This window comes from Blastococcus saxobsidens (genome assembly GCF_010682065.1).
In the GTDB taxonomy this organism is placed as follows: Bacteria; Actinomycetota; Actinomycetes; order Mycobacteriales; family Geodermatophilaceae; genus Blastococcus; species Blastococcus saxobsidens_B.
The window spans coordinates 63443-79359 of sequence record NZ_JAAGWG010000008.1; the positions used below are offsets into that span (position 1 = coordinate 63443).

The following is a 15917-nucleotide window of genomic DNA, read 5'->3' on the forward strand; positions in this document are numbered from 1 at the left end:
TCGCTCACAGCCAGCCGGGCACGGCGAACACCAGCCACGCGAGCAGCGGTCCGACGGCCACGACGATCGCCGAGTAGCCGAGGATCTGCTTGTAGAAGCGGTCCCGGTCGACGTCCTGCGCGTTGGCCAGCACCAGCGCGCCGTTCGTGGAGAACGGGCTCACGTCGACGATGGTCGAGGCCACGGACAGGGCGACCACCACGCCCACGGCGCTGATCTCCCCGGCCTCCAGGAACGGCACCGCCAGCAGGATGGCGACGCCGATGATCGCCGTCGACGACGCGAACGCCGACACGATCCCGCCGATGTAGCAGAGGAGGAGGGCGATCAGCAGGGGCACACCGAGCCCGATGACCGCGTCGCCGACGTAGTCGATCGTGCCGGCCTCCTGCAGAACGAAGACGTAGGTCAGCACGCCGGCGATGAGCAGGATGGTCGACCAGCTGATCTGGGTGACCGCTCCCTTGTGCTTCTGCGCGGAGAACAGCGCCAGGACGACGGCGACCGTGATGGCGACGAAACCGATGTCCAGGTCGAAGGCCAGCGCCAGGACGGCGACGACGACCAGGCCGATCAGCGTGAGGATCTGCTCGAAGCGCACCGGCTGCGGCACGTCGGGGTGCACGTGCTCGTCGTCGTCCCCGCCGACCGCGGGTCCGGGCGCCGCGCCGTGCCCGCGGACGAGGGTGCCGTGCGCGTGCTCGGTGTGCGCCAGCGGCTCGGCGGCCACCTTGCGGCCGATCAGCTTGCGGCCGCCGAGGACGAAGAACAGCACGACGGCGATGGCCAGGTTGAAGAACAGCGCACCCAGGAAGACCGCGATCGGGCTGCTCGGCAGGCCCTCGCCCTCGACGATCGTGTTCACCGTGACGCCGTAGACGCTGATCGGCGAGAAGCCGCCGCCCTGCGCGCCGTGGATGACCATCATGCCCATCAGCAGCGGGCTGATCCCGTGCCGCGCGGCGAACGTCAGCGCGATCGGGGCGATGATCGCCACCGCCGCCGGGGAGAGCGCGCCGATGGCCGTGAGCAGCCCGGTCACGAAGAACATGACCCACGGGATCGCGGCCACGTGCCCGCCGACCATCTTCACCGCCCCGCGGACCAGCAGGTCGACGGTGCCGTTGTTCTGGGCTATCGCGAACAGGTAGGTGACGCCGATCAGCGTCAGCACCAGCCCGGCCGGAAAGCCGCCGATGATGTCGTCGGTGGTCAGCCCCACCGACAACGTGCCGACGACGAAGGCGGCGACGAAGGCCAGCGCGCCCATGTTGATCGGCAGGAACGTCGCGATCGCGAAGATCACGACGAGCGCCAGGATGGTGACGATCTCAGCGGACACGGTTCCTCCCACGGCACCGGGGGACGAGGCGGGTCCACTGTGTCAGTGACCCGCGGGTAGCGCCTGCCAGTCGCGCGGATGACATCCGGCCCGCGCCCTGGACCGGCTGCTGATCGGCCCGCTGGCTAGGCTGCCGCCATGCCGACCCCCAGCACCCGACCGGCGCGGAAGGCGGTCATCCCCGTGGCGGGGATGGGCACGCGGTTCCTGCCGGCGACCAAGGCCGTGCCCAAGGAATTGCTCCCGGTCGTCGACCGGCCGGCGCTGCAGTACATCGTCGAGGAGGCCGCACGCGCCGGCCTGCCCGAGGTGCTGATGGTCACCGGCCGGAACAAGGCCGCCATCGAGGACTTCTTCGACCGCACGCCGGAGCTGGAGGCGGCGCTGGAGAAGAAGGGCGACGCCGGCCGGCTGGCCGCCGTGCAGGAGTCCACCGACGTGGCGCAGGTGCACTTCGTCCGCCAGGGCGAGGCCCGCGGCCTCGGTCACGCCGTCCTCCAGGCCGCCGCCTTCGTCGGCGACGAGCCGTTCGCCGTCCTCCTGGGCGACGACCTGATCGACGCCCGCGACCACCTGCTGGAGCAGATGCTCGCCGTCCAGGCCGAGCACGGCGGATCGGTCATCGCCCTGCTGGACGTCGGCATGGAGAACATCGACAAGTACGGCGCCGTGGCGATCGACCCCAGCACCGAGGGCAGCGACGTCGTCGCGATCAGCGGCCTGGTGGAGAAGCCGCCGGTCGAGGAGGCCCCGAGCAGCCTGGCCATCATCGGCCGGTACGTGCTGGCCCCCGAGATCTTCGCCGTGCTCCGGGAGACCGCCCCCGGCCGGGGCGACGAGATCCAGCTGACCGACGCCCTGGCCACCCTGGTCGAGCGTGGCGAGCCCGTCCACGGCGTCGTCTTCGGCGGCCGCCGCTACGACACCGGCGACAAGCTGGACTACCTCAAGGCCGTCGTCCGGCTGGCCGTCGAGCGCGACGACCTGGGCCCGGCGCTGCGCGCCTGGCTGAGTGACTTCGTGGCCGAGCTGCCCGCGGAGGGCGCGTCGCCGTCCTGACCGGCGCCGGGAAGGGCACGATCGGACGGCGGCGCGCAGCCGGGGCCTTCCGGGCACCGGCGGCGCCGCGAGAGCCGGCGCCGGACAGCGGCCCGGCGGGACGACGGTGGTGAGGATGTCCGGGTACGACGACGGCAACGGCGGGAGCGGGAGTTCCCGGGTGAACCGGGACACCACGCAGGTCGACATGCCGATGGCACCGCCGCGCCCGGCGGGGCCCCCCGGCCCGCGGGACGCCCGCACCGGACCGCTGCCCGCTGTCGGGCAGGTGCCGGCGCAGCGGTCGCTCACGGGACCGGTCCCGCTGCCGGCCGACGGCCGGTCCGACGCCTCGCCGATGGTGCGCACCGTCGAACGCCACCTCGACGAGATCCTGGCCGCCGTCCCGCAGCCGGACCCGATCGAGCTGGCGGTGCTCGACGCGCAGGGACTGCTGTGCGCCGAGGACGTCGTCAGCTCCCGGGCGCTGCCCGCGTTCGACCAGGCGGCCCTGGACGGGTACGCCGCCCGCGCCGAGGACATCGCCGCCGCCACCGTCGCGCGGCCTGTCGAGCTGGCGGTCGTGGGGGAGAGCGTCGCCGGGGCGAGCACGCCGACCGCCATCGGTCCGGGGCTGACGGTCAAGGTCGCCGCGGGCGCGATGCTGCCCGCCGGGGCGGACGTCGTCGTCCCCGGCGTGTGGACCGACCAGGGCGCGGCCCGGGTCGCGGTGCAGGCCGGCCCGCCCGCCGGCAGCTACGTGCGGCGCACCGGGGACGACGTCGCCCCCGGGGACCCCGCGGTGCACGTCGGCACCCCCATCGGGCCGGCCCAGATCAGCCTGCTCGCGGCCGTCGGGCGCGACCGGGTGCTCGTCCGCCCGCGCCCCCGGGTGGTGGTGCTGAGCGCCGGCACCGAGCTGGTCGAGGTGAGCGCCACCCCCGCGCCCGGCCAGGTGGTCGACGTCAACAGCTACGCGCTGACCGCGGCGGCGCGCGACGCGGGTGCCGACGCCTACCGGTGGGGCATCCTGCCCACCGACCCCCGCCGGCTGACCGAGGTGCTGGAGAGCCAGCTGCTGCGCAGCGACCTCGTGCTCGTCTCCGGGACGTTCACCAGCAGCGGCTTCGACGCCGTCCAGGAGGCGCTCGCCGGCCTGGGCGACATGCGCTTCCGGCAGGTGGCCATGCACCCGGGTCCCGCGCAGGGCTTCGGCCGGCTGGGCCGGGACGAGGTGCCGGTCATCTGCGTCCCCGGGGAGCCGGTGTCGGCCCTGGTGGCCTTCGAGGTGTTCGTCCGGCCGGCGATCCGGCTCATGCTGGGCAAGCGCCAGCTGTTCCGCCGGACGGTGCAGGCCATCGCCGGCCAGCAGCTGCTCTCGCCGCTCGGCTACCGCCAGTACCTGCACGGCACCGTCATGCGCCACCCCGACGGCGGCTACGTCGTCGAGCCGGTGGGGGAGGCGACCGACGCGCTGCTGGCCCGGATGGCGCGGGCCAACTGCCTCATCGTCATCGACGAGGACGTCACCGAGGTGGCCGCCGGCGGGCTGGTCACCGTCATGCCGCTGCTGCTCGGCGGCTGAGCCCCGTCCCGTGACCGAGCCGCTCCTGCACCCCGGCTGGCCGGCCCAGCTCACCTCCGGGCCGGTCGAGCTGCACCCCCTCCGGCGGCGCGACGCGGCGGAGTGGAGCAGGGTCCGGCTGGCCAACGAGAGCTGGCTGAGCCCCTGGGAGCCGACGTCGCCGGTGCCGTGGAGCGCCCGGCACGCGCCGGCGGCCTACCGGGCGATGCGGCGGGCCGTCGCCCGCCGCGCGCGGCTGGGCACCTCGCTCCCGTTCGCCGTCCGGGTGGACGGCCGGCTGGCCGGGCAGGTGACCGTCGACAACATCGTGCGTGGCGCGCTGCGGTCGGGGTCCCTCGGTTACTGGATCGACCGGGCGGTCGCGGGGCGGGGAGTCGCGTCGCTGGCCGTGGCCCTGGTCTGCGACCACGCGTTCGGGCCGGTGGGCCTGCACCGGCTGCAGGCCGACATCAGGCCGGAGAACCTGCCCAGCCAGCGGCTCGTCGAGCGGCTCGGGTTCCAGCGCGAGGGCCTGCTCCGGCGGTACCTCGACATCGACGGCGCCTGGCGCGACCACCTGGCGTACGCGCTGCTCCCCGAGGACGTCCCCGGCGGTGTCCTGGCCCGGTGGCAACGGATGTCGCCAGGTCGACCGGTCGACTGATCGGCTCGCCGACATAGCACGGGCACCGACCGCCGTCCGGGTGGTCGCGGACGACACGCCGTCTCCTGTCACACCGGTCCCACACCGATCAGCGACACGCCCGCGCGCCTCCCCGACGACGGCCCTCCCGGTGCTTAGCCTCGCCTGGCGAGTGACTGATGTGACAGGTGGTGTTCCTATGGGTTCGGGCGTGCTCTTGGCCGCTCTGGTCGTGCTGTGGTTCGTCGTGCTGGTCCCCATGGTGGTGACCCGCGGCGACGCGGACGGCCGGGTAGAGGCTGCCGACGCTGGCCGGACGCTGCAGCGGCGCAGGTCGGTCGACACCGTCCGGCATGCGGCGACCGAGCGGGTCGAGATCGACCGCGAGGTGCTGCGCACCACCGGTGAGCTGAAGGTGGACGTGCACGCGCTGCGTCGCCGGGCCCTCGGGGGGCTGGTGCTGCTGACGCTGGCGTCCCTGATGGGTGCGCTGCTGCTGACGCCGTGGCTGTGGATCGCCCAGGCGTTCTTCGGAGTCGCCACCGTGGGCTACGTGCTCGTGCTGCGGAAGGTGGCCCGCCGCGAGCGGATGGCCGCGCGCCGTGCCGCCCGGGCCGCCGCCCGTCAGGCGATGCGGGCTCCCGCTCACCCCGTGGCCGCCCCGGCGCCCGCCCAGCGGACCGCTCCGCCGGCCGTGGTGCACGAGACGGTCGCCCAGGGCGGCCTGCCGAGCCTGCCGCACCCGAGCGTGCCGCTGGCCGCGGTGCACACGCTGCGCCCGGGCCGCGTCGTCGCCGCCCGGACTCCGGCGCCGGTGGGCTGGCAGAACAGCGCCGTCGTCGGCCTGGACGACGACGACATCGGTTTCGCCGACATCGACGTGTACCAGCCGGCGCGGGCCGCCAACGCCTGACGTCTCGCCCGCTCCCCGACGCCCCGGTGGTGGCGTCGGGGAGCGGGACCGCTAAACTCTGTTCTCGCCAGGGGCTGTGGCGCAGTCCGGTAGCGCACCTCGTTCGCATCGAGGGGGTCAGGGGTTCAACTCCCCTCAGCTCCACCCTGAAGACCGAAGGCCGGACCCGAACGGGTCCGGCCTTCGTCGTTCGTCCCGCGCCCGGTCAGCGGGCGTTGCGGAAGTCCGGCGGCCGCTTCTCGACGAACGCGCGGACGCCCTCCCGGCCCTCCGGGTCGCCGGCCGACTCCGCGATCAGCCGTGCCTCCTCGTCCAGCTGCTCCTCGAACGAGCGGGTGGCGGCGCGGCGCACGAGCCCCCGGGTGCGCACCATCGCCCGGATCGGCCCAGCGGCGACGGCGTGGGCCGTGGCCACCGTGACGTCGCGCAGCTCCTCGTCCTCGACGAGCCGGGCCACCAGGCCGGTGGCGTGCGCCTCGGCGGCCGTCAGGGACGTGTTGGTGAGCATCAGGTCCAGCGCGCGGGGTGCTCCGAGCGCGCGGGCCAGGGCCCAGGAGGTGCCGCCGTCGGGGGAGAAGCCGAGCGCGCCGTAGGCGGGCCGGATCTTCGTGGCGCGAGCGCAGACGACGATGTCGCACGCGCCCATCAGCCCGATGGCGGCGCCCGCCACCGCCCCCCTGCACGCCCGCGATCACCGGCACGGGGCAGTGCAGCACCCGCCGGACCACCGCGTGCCAGTCGTCGGCGAGCCCGCCGACCAGCGCCTGCGGGTCCTCGGCGGCCGCGAAGGACTGGACGTCGCCGCCGACGCAGAAGCGCGGGCCGTTCGCCAGGATCAGCACCGCCCGGGTCGCCTCCGGGCGGGCGTCCAGCGCGTCGGCGAACGCGGCTGCGAGCTCCGGGGTGAGCGCGTTGCCCGTCTCCGGCCGGTCGAGGGTGATCCGCCAGACGTCGCCGTCGGTCCCGGTGAGCACGTACGGCCGCTGTTGCGTCCCGGTCATCGTCGTCCTTCCGGAAGGGGGACCTCCGTGCTCACCGTAGGGGCGGACGACGTGGCCGCGCTCCGGATCGGAACCGGGATCAGAACCAGGAGGGGAACCACATCCGCTGCAGCCACTCGCCGTGGGACAACGGGCTGCCGGTCAGGACGGGCCAGAAGAAGGCGAAGGTGTCCACGACGAGCCCGACGTAGAGGCACGCGGCGCCCAGCCCCACGCGGCGCCGCCACTCCGACGCCCCCGGCCGGCCGACGACGTCCTGCAGCGCCAGGGCGACCGCCAGCACGAAGAACGGCACGGCGGGGGCGATGTAGAAGATGAACATCGTCCGGTCCAGGTTGACGAACCAGGTGAGCCACCCGGCCGCGACGCCCACGGCCACCGGCACCGCGGCGGGATCCCGGCGGGCGGCGATCCGCCAGACCAGCCACAGCAGGGCCGGGGCGAACGCCAGCCACAGCGTCGGCGTCCCCACCATGAGGATGTAGCGCACGACCTGCCCGCCCTGCTCGTCGACGAGCCCCTGCGGGTTCCACAGCAGGATGGGCCGGCCGTTGACCAGCCAGGACCACGGCCCGGACTCCCAGGGGTGCGGCGAGGAGAGCCCGTTGTGGAAGCGCAGCCACTCCGCGTGCTGGTGCCACAGCGAGCGCACCGCGTCCGGCACCCACGGAAACGCCGTCTCCGGGTTCTGCTGCGCCCAGGCCCTGCCCTGCGACGTCTCGCCGAGGAACCAGCCGGTGAAGGTGGCGACGTAGGTGAGCACGGGGACGGCCCCCAGCGCCCAGGCGGCGCCCGGCAGGCCGCGGCGCGCCGCCGTGCGGGTCGGCCGGGGCACCCCCGCCTCGCGCCAGGCGGCGCGGTCCCAGAACAGGGAGAGGATCGCGAAGAACGCGAGGAACCACACGCCGCTCCACTTCACCGCGCAGGCGGCGCCGAAGAGCACGCCGGCGGCGATCCGCCACCCGCGCGGCCCCAGCCGGAAGCCGGCGTTCCCCACGGCCCCGGCGGCCCGGACCCGGGCGCGGACGACGTCGCGGTCGACCACCAGGCAGCTGACCGCGGCCAGCACCAGCACCTGCAGGAAGACGTCGAGCAGGCCGATCCGCGAGAGCGTGAACGCGAAGCCGTCGGCCAGCAGCAGCAGGCCGGCGAACAGGCCGACGAGCGTGGAGCCGCTCAGCCGGCGGGCCAGCCGGAAGAGCAGGACCACCGAGACCGCGCCGGCCACCGCCGAGGGGAACCGCCAGCCGAAGGAGTTGTAGCCGAACGCCTGCTCGCCCAGCGCGATGAACCACTTGCCCAGCGGCGGGTGGACGATGAACGTGTACCCGCGGTTGTACTCGAATCCCCAGGTGAGCAGCTCGTCGGCCTCGGGCGGGTAGTACGCCTCGTCGAAGAGCAGGTTCCGCGGGTAGCCGATGCCCCACAGCCGGATCGTGAGGGCGAGGACGCCGAGGACCGCCGCGACGATCCAGCCGGTGCGGCGGTCGCGTGGTGGCTGCACGGCGTCGGTGCGCGGGCGGGGCGCCGGCAGGCGGGGCGCCCGCAGGCCCGGGCGCGGCGGATCCTGCGGGTCCCGCTCGGCCCGTTCGGGAGCCAGCACCGCCATGCCGTCAGGGTATGTGGACCGGCCGGGACACCCGCCGTGACAGGCTCGACGGATGAGCGGACGGCTGGTGCTGGGCGGGGCGCCCCTGGGGCAGCCCGGTGACGTCGGTCCGCGGTTGCGCGCGGTGATGGCCACGGCCGACGTCCTGGCCGTCGAGGACACCCGCCGCCTGCACCGGCTGGCCGCCGACCTGGAGGTCACCTTCACCGGCCGCGTCGTCACCTTCCACGAGTCGGTGGAGCAGGCGCGGCTGCCCGGGCTGATGGCCGCTCTCGCCGACGGCGCGACGGTGCTGCTGCTGACCGACGCCGGCATGCCCTCGGTGTCCGACCCCGGCTACACCCTCGTGCGGGCCGCCATCGAGGCCGGCGTCGACATCACGTCGGTGCCGGGGCCCTCGGCGGTGACCACCGCGCTGGCGGTCTCCGGGCTGCCGGTGGACCGGTTCTGCTTCGAGGGCTTCCTGCCGCGCAAGGCGGGGGAGCGGCGGTCCACCTTCGCCGCGCTGGCCGACGAGCGCCGGACGATGGTGTTCTTCGAGTCGCCGCACCGGCTGGCCGACGCGCTGGCCGACGCGGCGGCGGTGCTGGGCGAGGACCGCGAGGCCGCCGTCTGCCGGGAGCTGACCAAGACCTACGAGGAGATCCGCCGCGGCGGGCTGGCCGAGCTCGCGGCCTGGGCGGCCGAGGGCGTCAAGGGCGAGATCACCCTGGTCGTCGCCGGGGCGCCGGAGCGGGTGGTGGAGCTCAGCGGTGCCGAGCTCGCCGCGGCCGTGGCCGCCGAGGAGGCCGCCGGGGCGACCCGCAAGGAGGCGATCCGCGCCGTCGTCACCCGGACCGGCCTGCCCAAGCGCACCGTCTTCGACGCCGTCGTCGCCGCCAAGACCCCCTGACGGTGCCGCCGGCGGCGCCGGTGTGCGCAGATCCACCTGTCACGCGCGCCATCAGGTGGACTCCTGCACACCCGCGCCTCACGAGCTGAGCGCGAAGGCGATCCGGGCGATCAGTGCCACCGGATCCCGAAGATCAGCGGCGGTCACGAACACCACCCGCCATCCAGCCGCCTGGAGCCGGTTGAGCCGCTGTCGATCCCGCGCGAACTGCCCGGCCTCCGCGTGCCACAGCCCGTCGTACTCGACGGCGACCTTGTGCTCGGGCCAGGCGAAGTCGACGCGGGCCACGAACCGGTCGCCGTTCCGCACCGGGTACTGGGCGACGGGTGGCGGGAGGGAGCTGCGGCCGATGAGCAGGCGCACGCGGGTCTCCTGGGGCGATTCCGCCAGCCCGTCGGCCAGGGCGGCCACCCTGCGTGCGCGGGCCGAGCCAGGGCCCCGTGCAGCCCCGGCGAACCGGCGCAGGTCGCCGAGTTCGGTGAGCCCGGCCCTGATCAGCTGGTCGGCCGCCGCGACCGCATCGTCCGCGGGCAGCAGTCCGGCCAGCCGGGTGGCCGTCGCCTCGGGCGTGGTGACGCGCAGCCCGCGACGTGTGCGGACGTGGGCGGTTGCGATCGTGGAACGGCGGACGCGGACCCCGGTGATCCGCACCGGGTCGCTGGTGCGGGGGAGGGTCAGCTCGACGTCGTCTCCGGCTCGGGCCAGGTCCAGGCCCCAGAGCACGGCGGCGCTGCGCCCGGTGACGACGGCGGCCGGTACGAGCAGCACGGCGGCGCGCGTCCGGAGCTCGTGGGTGACCGGTTGGTCGCGGTGCACGTAGACACCGCGCAGGACGGCGCGCCAGGTCGGGCCCTCCAGTTGGCGGCGGGTCAGCAGGCCGGCCGCGACCGCCGTCCGGGCGAGGAAGACATCGGCCCGGAGCGCGTCGGGCACGGCGGCGAGCGGAGGCACCGGCGCACCTTGCCGCACTCGCCGCGGGTGCAGCCCGCGTCATCCACAGGCCGCCACGGATGTGCGCGAGTCCACCTGTAGCGCGGTGGGTCAGGTGGACGTGCGCACACCCGCGCCGCGGGGAGGGCTAGAGCCAGCCGTTGCGCTTGAAGCCGCGGTAGAGCAGCACGATCGCGGCGAGGATGACCAGCAGGACGGCCGGGTAGCCCCACCGCTCGTCCAGCTCGGGCATGTACTCGAAGTTCATCCCGTAGATCCCGGCGATGGCGGTGGGGACGGCGATGATGCCGGCGTAGGCCGAGATCTTGCGCATGTCCTCGTTGTCGGCCATCTGCGTCCGGGCCAGCGACGCCTGCAGGATCGACGTCAGCAGCTCGTCGAGCCCGGCCACCTGGTCGCGCACCCGGATGGCGTGATCGAACACGTCCCGGAAGTACGAGCGCATCGCCTCGGGGACGACGTCGACCGGCCGCTCGGCGAGCTTCTGCAGCGGCACCTCCAGCGGGGAGACGGCCCGCCGCAGCGACATGAGCTCGCGCTTGAGCTGGTAGAGGCGGCCGACGTCGTCGGTGCGCTCGGGGCTGAACACCGATGCCTCGAGCTCCTCGACGTCCTCCTCGACTGCGCCGGCGACGTCGACGAAGGTGTCCACCACCAGGTCGGCGACGGCGTAGAGCACTGCGGCCGAGCCCAGGCACAGCAGGTCGCGCTGGTCCTCGAGTCGCTGCCGCAGCTCGGCCAGGCTGCTGTGCTCCCCGTGCCGCACGGTGATCACGTACCGCTCCGCGAGGAAGACCATCACCTCGCCGGTGTCCACGACCTCGCTGGTCGCGGTCAGCTCCTCGTGCTCGATGTAGGTGGCCGTCTTCAGCACCATGAAGAGGGCGTCGTCGTAGCGCTCGAGCTTCGGCCGCTGGTGGGCGTAGACGGCGTCCTCGACCGCCAGGGGGTGCAGGTCGTACTCCTCGGCGATGGCGCCGAGCTCGTCCCCGGTGGGCGCGTAGAGCCCCAGCCAGACGAACCCGCCGCGGTCCTCGGCCATCCGCAGCGCGTCCTGCGGCTGCACCGGCTCCTGGCGCCGGCCGTCGACGTACACCGCGCAGTCGACGACGGCGGCGGTCCCGGCGGGCCGGCTGGAGGTGCGGCGGGGCCGTCCGGCGGGCCGGGGGCGCAGGGTCGGCGGGGAGCCCGGCGGCGTCTCCGACGGCAGCTCGAGCGGCGCGACGTGCGGCGTCTCACCGGTGGTCATCGCGGTGCCTCCTCGGGGCCTCGGGCGGGTAGCAGCGTAGGCCTGCGCCGCGCGCCGGCCTGCCGGTACGGCCGTCCGGGGGACCGTGGCAGCTCACTCCTTCGAGGGAGATCCGCGGTGTGCCCCTCCAGCCCGCGCAGCGGCGCGCCGTCCAGACCGGAGACAGCGTCCACCGGTCTAGGAGATCAGCTTCGTGGCGATCAGCGTCCTCGACGTCCGCGACACCCTCGCCCCGGCGCACGTCCGCGTGCCGCGGGCCGGCGGGGCGGCGGACGGGACGGCGACCGCCGACCTGCGCTGGGTGCCCGTTCCCGCGCTGGTGGCCGGGCTGCTGGCCGTGCTCCAGGCGGTGGGTCTGCTCGCCGTCGGCCTGACCCGGATCGACACCGTGCTGTCCTCGCCGCAGCGCCCGCCGGGCCTGGTGATCGTCGCCGGGCTGGTCGCGCTCGCGGGCTGGATCGTGCTCTCCGCCGGTGGCGGCGCGGCGCTCATCGACGGCGTGAGCCGCCGTCTGGTGGTGCGCACCTCCGCCGTCGAGCTGGTCGCCGTGACCCTCGTCGGGGCGGCCGCGGTCGTCCTGCCGGTGCCGGCGGCCCTGAACCCCGGGCTGCCGCTGCCGATCGTCTTCGCCGTCGCGATCTCCCTGCCGGTGACCAAGCTGCTGCTCGCCGGCTCCGCGTCTGCGCGCCGCTGGGTCGCCCAGGCCCCGCGGGTCCCCGTCCGCCGCCGGCCCGATCCCGTCGCCCGGCACCGGGTGCTGTGCACCCTCACGCTGGGCGTCATCGCCCTCGGCCTGGGCGGGCTGGCGCTGGCCACCCCGGTCCAGAACCCCGCGGACGTGCCGGCGTCCAGCGTCGTCTACCACCCCTGACCGACGCACCGTCGGCCCGCACGGGTGGCGCCGCTGCAACTCGCTCGGCTCCTCCGCCGCTCCGCTCCTCGGTCGCTGGCGCTCCTCGGTCGCTGGCGCTCCCTGCGATGCTCACGATTCCGTCGCCTTCACTAGGCTCCCCCCGTGAGTGATCGGCACATCCTGACCGCAGTCGCCTGGCCCTACGCGAACGGGCCGCGGCACATCGGCCACGTCTCCGGGTTCGGCGTCCCCTCCGACGTCTTCAGCCGCTACCACCGCATGGCCGGGGACAAGGTCCTCATGGTCAGCGGCACCGACGAGCACGGCACCCCGATCACGGTGGCCGCCGACGCCGAGGGCATCACGCCCCGGCAGATCGCCGACCGCAACAACCGGATCATCGTCGACGACCTGCAGTCGCTCGGGCTGAGCTACGACCTCTTCACCCGGACGACGACGGCCAACCACGCCGCCGTCAGCCAGGAGATCTTCCTCGGGCTGCTGAAGAACGGCTACGTCTTCCCGAAGACGACGCTCGGCGCGATCAGCCCGTCGACCGGCCGCACGCTGCCCGACCGCTACATCGAGGGCACCTGCCCGATCTGCGGTTACGACGGCGCTCGCGGCGACCAGTGCGACAACTGCGGCAACCAGCTCGACCCGATCGAGCTGATCAATCCGGTCAGCAAGATCAACGGCGAGACGCCGAAGTTCGTCGAGGAGGAGCACTACTTCCTCGACCTGCCGGCGTTCACCCGCGCGCTGGGGGACTGGCTGGCCACCCGCAAGAGCTGGCGGCCCAACGTCCTGAACTTCAGCGTCAACCTGCTGGAGGACCTCAAGCCGCGCAGCTACACCCGCGACATCGACTGGGGCGTCCCGGTGCCGCTCGACGGCTGGCGGGACCGCAACGACAAGCGCATCTACGTGTGGTTCGACGCGGTCGTGGGCTACCTGTCGGCGTCCATCGAGTGGGCCCGCCGCTCCGGGGAGCCGGACGCCTGGCGGCAGTGGTGGCAGACGCCGGACGCGGATGCCTACTACTTCATGGGCAAGGACAACATCGTCTTCCACTCCGAGATCTGGCCCGCCCAGCTGCTCGGCTACAACGGCGAGGGCGATAAGGGCGGCACGAACGGCTCGCTGGGACGGCTGAACCTGCCCACCGAGGTGGTCTCCAGCGAGTTCCTCACGATGGAGGGCCGCAAGTTCTCCAGCAGCCGCCAGATCGTCATCTACGTGCGCGACTTCCTCGCCCGCTACGACGCCGACGCGCTGCGCTACTTCATCGCCGTCGCCGGGCCGGAGAACCAGGACACCGACTTCACCTGGGCGGAGTTCCGGCGCCGCAACAACGACGAGCTGGTCGCCGGCTGGGGCAACCTGGTCAACCGCAGCGTCTCGATGGCGGCCAAGAACGTCGGCGCGGTGCCCACGCCGGGCGAGCTCACCGACGACGACCGGGCGCTGCTGGCCACCACGTCGGGCGCGTTCGGCCCGGTCGGCGACCTGCTGTCCCGCAACCGGCAGAAGGCCGCGATCGGCGAGGCGATGCGCGTCGTCAGCGAGGCGAACAAGTACCTGTCGGACCAGGCGCCGTGGAAGCTCAAGGAGGACCCGGCCCGCCGGGACACCGTGCTGCACACCGCGCTGCAGGCGATCAAGGACTGCAACGCCCTGCTCACGCCGTTCCTCCCGCACTCCGCGCAGCAGGTGCACGAGCTGCTCGGCGGCACGGGGACGTGGTCGGTGGCACCGCGGATCGACGAGGTGACCGACCTGGACGACGGCTCGCCGTACCCGATCATCACCGGCGACTACGCGCAGGGCCAGGCCGTCTGGGCGTCCACGCCGCTCGCCGCGCCCGGCACGCCGCTGGCGCCGCCGAAGCCGATCTTCACCAAGCTGGACGAGTCGGTCCTGGAGGAGGAGATCCGGCGGCTGGAGGACGGCGGCGCATGAGCCGGTCGGCCTCCTCCCGAGCCAACCGCCGGGGCGAGCCGCCGCCGTCCCCGGAGCCGCTGCCGGGGCCCGCGCTGGACAGCCACACGCACCTGGACATCGTGCTGGGCGAGCGGCCGGCGGACGGGGAGCACGGCGAGTGGGCGTCCGAGGACGCCGTCGACGCGGAGATCGCCGCGGCGGAGGCGGTCGGGATCCCGCGGCTGGTCCAGGTCGGTGTCGACGTCGCCTCCTCCCGGTGGTCGGCCGGGCTGGCCGCCCGGCACCCGAACGTGCTGGCCGCGGTCGCCCTGCACCCCAACGAGGCCGGGGACGGCCGGGCGACCGATGACGCGCTGGCCGAGATCGACCGGCTGGCCGCGCTGCCGCGGGTGCGGGCGGTGGGGGAGACCGGGCTCGACCGCTTCCGCACCGGACCCGAGGGGTGGGCCGCGCAGGAGGCGTCGTTCCGGTCGCACATCCGCATCGCCAAGGAGCACGGCGTCGCGCTGGTCATCCACGACCGGGACGCCCACGAGGAGATCCTCCGCGTGCTGGAGGACGAGGGCGCTCCCGAGCACACGGTCTTCCACTGCTTCTCCGGCGACGCGGTGTTCGCCAAGGCGTGCATCGAGCGCGGCTACGTCCTGTCCTTCGCCGGCACCCTGACGTTCGGCAACGCCGGCTACCTGCGGGAGGCCGCGGCGCTCACTCCCGTCGGTCAGCTGCTGGTCGAGACGGACTCGCCCTTCCTCACCCCGGTCCCGCACCGGGGTCGCCCGAACGCCTCCCGGCTCGTGCCGCACACGGTCCGCGCGCTGGCCGAGGTCACCGGGGTGGAGCTCATCGAGCTCTGCTCCACGCTCACCGCCACCGCCGAGCGGGTCTTCGGCCCCTGGGCCCCGTGATCCGGCGTCCGGCTCGGGGGGCCGCCGGCGCGAAATAGGTCGCGCTCAACGGAAATCCTCGTCCGCACGTGGCCGCGAGGTCCTCGCAGGGACGACAATCAGCACCGTGGGTCGCCTCATCGCCGTCGTCCTCTTCGTCGCACTCCTCGTGCCCGGGGTGCTGCTGGGCCGCGCCTGGGGTCTGGCGTCCGGGCAGCGGACCGTCGCCGCGGGCGCCGTGGAGCTCGCCGAGCCGACGCCGGAGGGCCTCGCCGTCCTGCGGCGTCAGGCGGCGCACGGGAAGCGTCTGCGCCTGCTCGGTCTGCTGCTCGGCGTCGCCGGGATCCTGGCCAGCGTGGTGCTCCTGGCCGAGGCCTCGGTCTTCCTGTGGGTGCCGGTCCTCACCGTCGGCCTGCTGGCCGGTGTGCTGCTGGGCGAGGCGACCCGGCCGCGTCCCCGGTGGGCGCTCAGCTCTCCGCCGCGACGGCCGCGGCTGGGGGAGCTGGTGTCCGGCTGGCTCGTCTGGACCATGCGGGGCGTCGTGCTCGCCGAGCTGGTCACCGCCGGCGCGATGTGGCGCGAGGGCGATCTGGGCGGGACCGTGTTCTGGGCCGTCGCCGGGGTGCCGCTGGCAGCCTGGCTGACGGCGGAGGTGGCGCTGCTCCGGGTGCTGGTCCGGCCGCTCCCCGCCGACGGCGCGGACGTCCCGGTGGACGAGGCCCTGCGCACCTGGACGGCGCACCTGGTGACCGCCGCGGCGAGCGTGACCGCGCTCCTGCCGTTCGGCACGCTGCTGCTGCGTGCCGGCCTGGACCTCGGGGACCGGGTCACCGAGGGGATCGACGTCACCCCCGTGGCCCTGGTGGCCGGCGGCTTCTCGGCGCTGGCCGCCGGGCTCGCCGTGGGCGTCTTCCTGTTCGGCTGGCTGCGGCCGGTGCGGTCCACCGCGCCGGCGCTGGCGGGCTGATCGGCGGGGCGCCGTCCGTGCCCCGTCCGCCGGTCCGTCACCCCGTGTGCTTGGTCACGCGGGCGCC

Annotated in this window: 14 protein-coding genes, 1 tRNA gene and 1 pseudogene; 10 read left to right on the top strand and 6 right to left on the bottom strand. The window is 74.2% G+C overall.

Going from position 1 to position 15917, the window contains the following annotated elements; translation table 11 throughout:
* Positions 1 to 4: 4 nt before the first annotated feature.
* A complete protein-coding gene (locus GCU60_RS06685) occupies positions 5 to 1342 on the bottom strand; it encodes an SLC13 family permease (RefSeq protein WP_163203470.1) in 1338 nt (445 codons plus the stop codon).
* A gap of 138 nt (positions 1343 to 1480) precedes the next feature.
* Between GCU60_RS06685 and galU the strand changes: the two genes are divergently transcribed.
* From galU to GCU60_RS06710, 5 genes are all read left to right on the top strand, one after another.
* Positions 1481 to 2401: a UTP--glucose-1-phosphate uridylyltransferase GalU gene (galU, locus tag GCU60_RS06690; protein WP_163203472.1), complete on the top strand. Its 921-nt coding sequence runs from the start codon at positions 1481 to 1483 to the stop codon at positions 2399 to 2401.
* A 115-nt stretch (positions 2402 to 2516) separates the two neighbouring features.
* On the top strand, positions 2517 to 3965 hold the full coding sequence (gene glp, locus GCU60_RS06695) for a molybdotransferase-like divisome protein Glp (RefSeq protein WP_204261572.1): 1449 nt from the start codon (positions 2517 to 2519) through the stop codon (positions 3963 to 3965).
* 10 nt (positions 3966 to 3975) lie between these two features.
* Positions 3976 to 4608 carry a GNAT family N-acetyltransferase gene (locus tag GCU60_RS06700; protein ID WP_345770438.1) on the top strand — a complete coding sequence of 211 codons (633 nt, stop codon included), beginning with the start codon at positions 3976 to 3978 and terminating at the stop codon, positions 4606 to 4608.
* A gap of 190 nt (positions 4609 to 4798) precedes the next feature.
* The gene (locus GCU60_RS06705) at positions 4799 to 5500 is read left to right on the top strand and encodes a hypothetical protein (RefSeq protein WP_163203474.1); all 702 of its coding nucleotides are present in this window, start codon (positions 4799 to 4801) and stop codon (positions 5498 to 5500) included.
* A gap of 70 nt (positions 5501 to 5570) precedes the next feature.
* Positions 5571 to 5644 (top strand) — tRNA-Ala (locus GCU60_RS06710).
* Between the two features lie 61 nt (positions 5645 to 5705).
* Here GCU60_RS06710 and GCU60_RS20170 read toward each other — a convergent pair.
* The 3 genes and pseudogenes from GCU60_RS20170 to GCU60_RS06720 all read right to left on the bottom strand — a co-directional run bounded on the left by GCU60_RS20170 (position 5706) and on the right by GCU60_RS06720 (position 8110).
* Positions 5706 to 6170: an enoyl-CoA hydratase-related protein gene (locus GCU60_RS20170; protein ID WP_345770439.1), complete on the bottom strand. Its 465-nt coding sequence runs from the start codon at positions 6168 to 6170 to the stop codon at positions 5706 to 5708.
* Positions 6171 to 6228: 58 nt separating this feature from the next.
* A pseudogene (locus tag GCU60_RS20175) lies at positions 6229 to 6501 on the bottom strand (enoyl-CoA hydratase-related protein); the annotation flags it as partial.
* 79 nt (positions 6502 to 6580) lie between these two features.
* On the bottom strand, positions 6581 to 8110 hold the full coding sequence (locus GCU60_RS06720; protein WP_163203476.1) for a dolichyl-phosphate-mannose--protein mannosyltransferase: 1530 nt from the start codon (positions 8108 to 8110) through the stop codon (positions 6581 to 6583).
* Between the two features lie 52 nt (positions 8111 to 8162).
* Here GCU60_RS06720 and rsmI point away from each other — a divergent pair, with 52 nt between their 5' ends.
* Complete coding sequence (gene rsmI, locus GCU60_RS06725; protein WP_163203478.1) at positions 8163 to 9002, top strand: 16S rRNA (cytidine(1402)-2'-O)-methyltransferase; 840 nt, start codon at positions 8163 to 8165, stop codon at positions 9000 to 9002.
* Between the two features lie 78 nt (positions 9003 to 9080).
* Here the strand turns inward: rsmI and GCU60_RS06730 are convergent, their stop codons facing one another.
* Positions 9081 to 9953, bottom strand: a complete 873-nt coding sequence (locus GCU60_RS06730) for a DUF559 domain-containing protein (RefSeq protein ID WP_163203480.1) — start codon at positions 9951 to 9953, stop codon at positions 9081 to 9083.
* 127 nt (positions 9954 to 10080) lie between these two features.
* Positions 10081 to 11202, bottom strand: coding sequence for a magnesium/cobalt transporter CorA (gene corA, locus GCU60_RS06735; RefSeq protein ID WP_163203482.1), 1122 nt, complete (start codon positions 11200 to 11202; stop codon positions 10081 to 10083).
* Positions 11203 to 11395: 193 nt separating this feature from the next.
* Here corA and GCU60_RS06740 point away from each other — a divergent pair, with 193 nt between their 5' ends.
* The 4 genes from GCU60_RS06740 (at position 11396) to GCU60_RS06755 (ending at position 15850) form a co-directional block, all read left to right on the top strand.
* A complete protein-coding gene (locus tag GCU60_RS06740) occupies positions 11396 to 12073 on the top strand; it encodes a hypothetical protein (protein WP_163203484.1) in 678 nt (225 codons plus the stop codon).
* A gap of 144 nt (positions 12074 to 12217) precedes the next feature.
* On the top strand, positions 12218 to 14017 hold the full coding sequence (metG, locus tag GCU60_RS06745) for a methionine--tRNA ligase (protein WP_163203486.1): 1800 nt from the start codon (positions 12218 to 12220) through the stop codon (positions 14015 to 14017).
* On the top strand, positions 14014 to 14904 hold the full coding sequence (locus GCU60_RS06750; protein WP_163203488.1) for a TatD family hydrolase: 891 nt from the start codon (positions 14014 to 14016) through the stop codon (positions 14902 to 14904). Before metG ends, GCU60_RS06750 begins: the two co-directional genes overlap by 4 nt.
* 106 nt (positions 14905 to 15010) lie before the next feature.
* Positions 15011 to 15850 (top strand): hypothetical protein, encoded by an 840-nt coding sequence (locus tag GCU60_RS06755; RefSeq protein WP_163203490.1) that lies wholly within the window; start codon positions 15011 to 15013, stop codon positions 15848 to 15850.
* Positions 15851 to 15917: the final 67 nt, after the last annotated feature.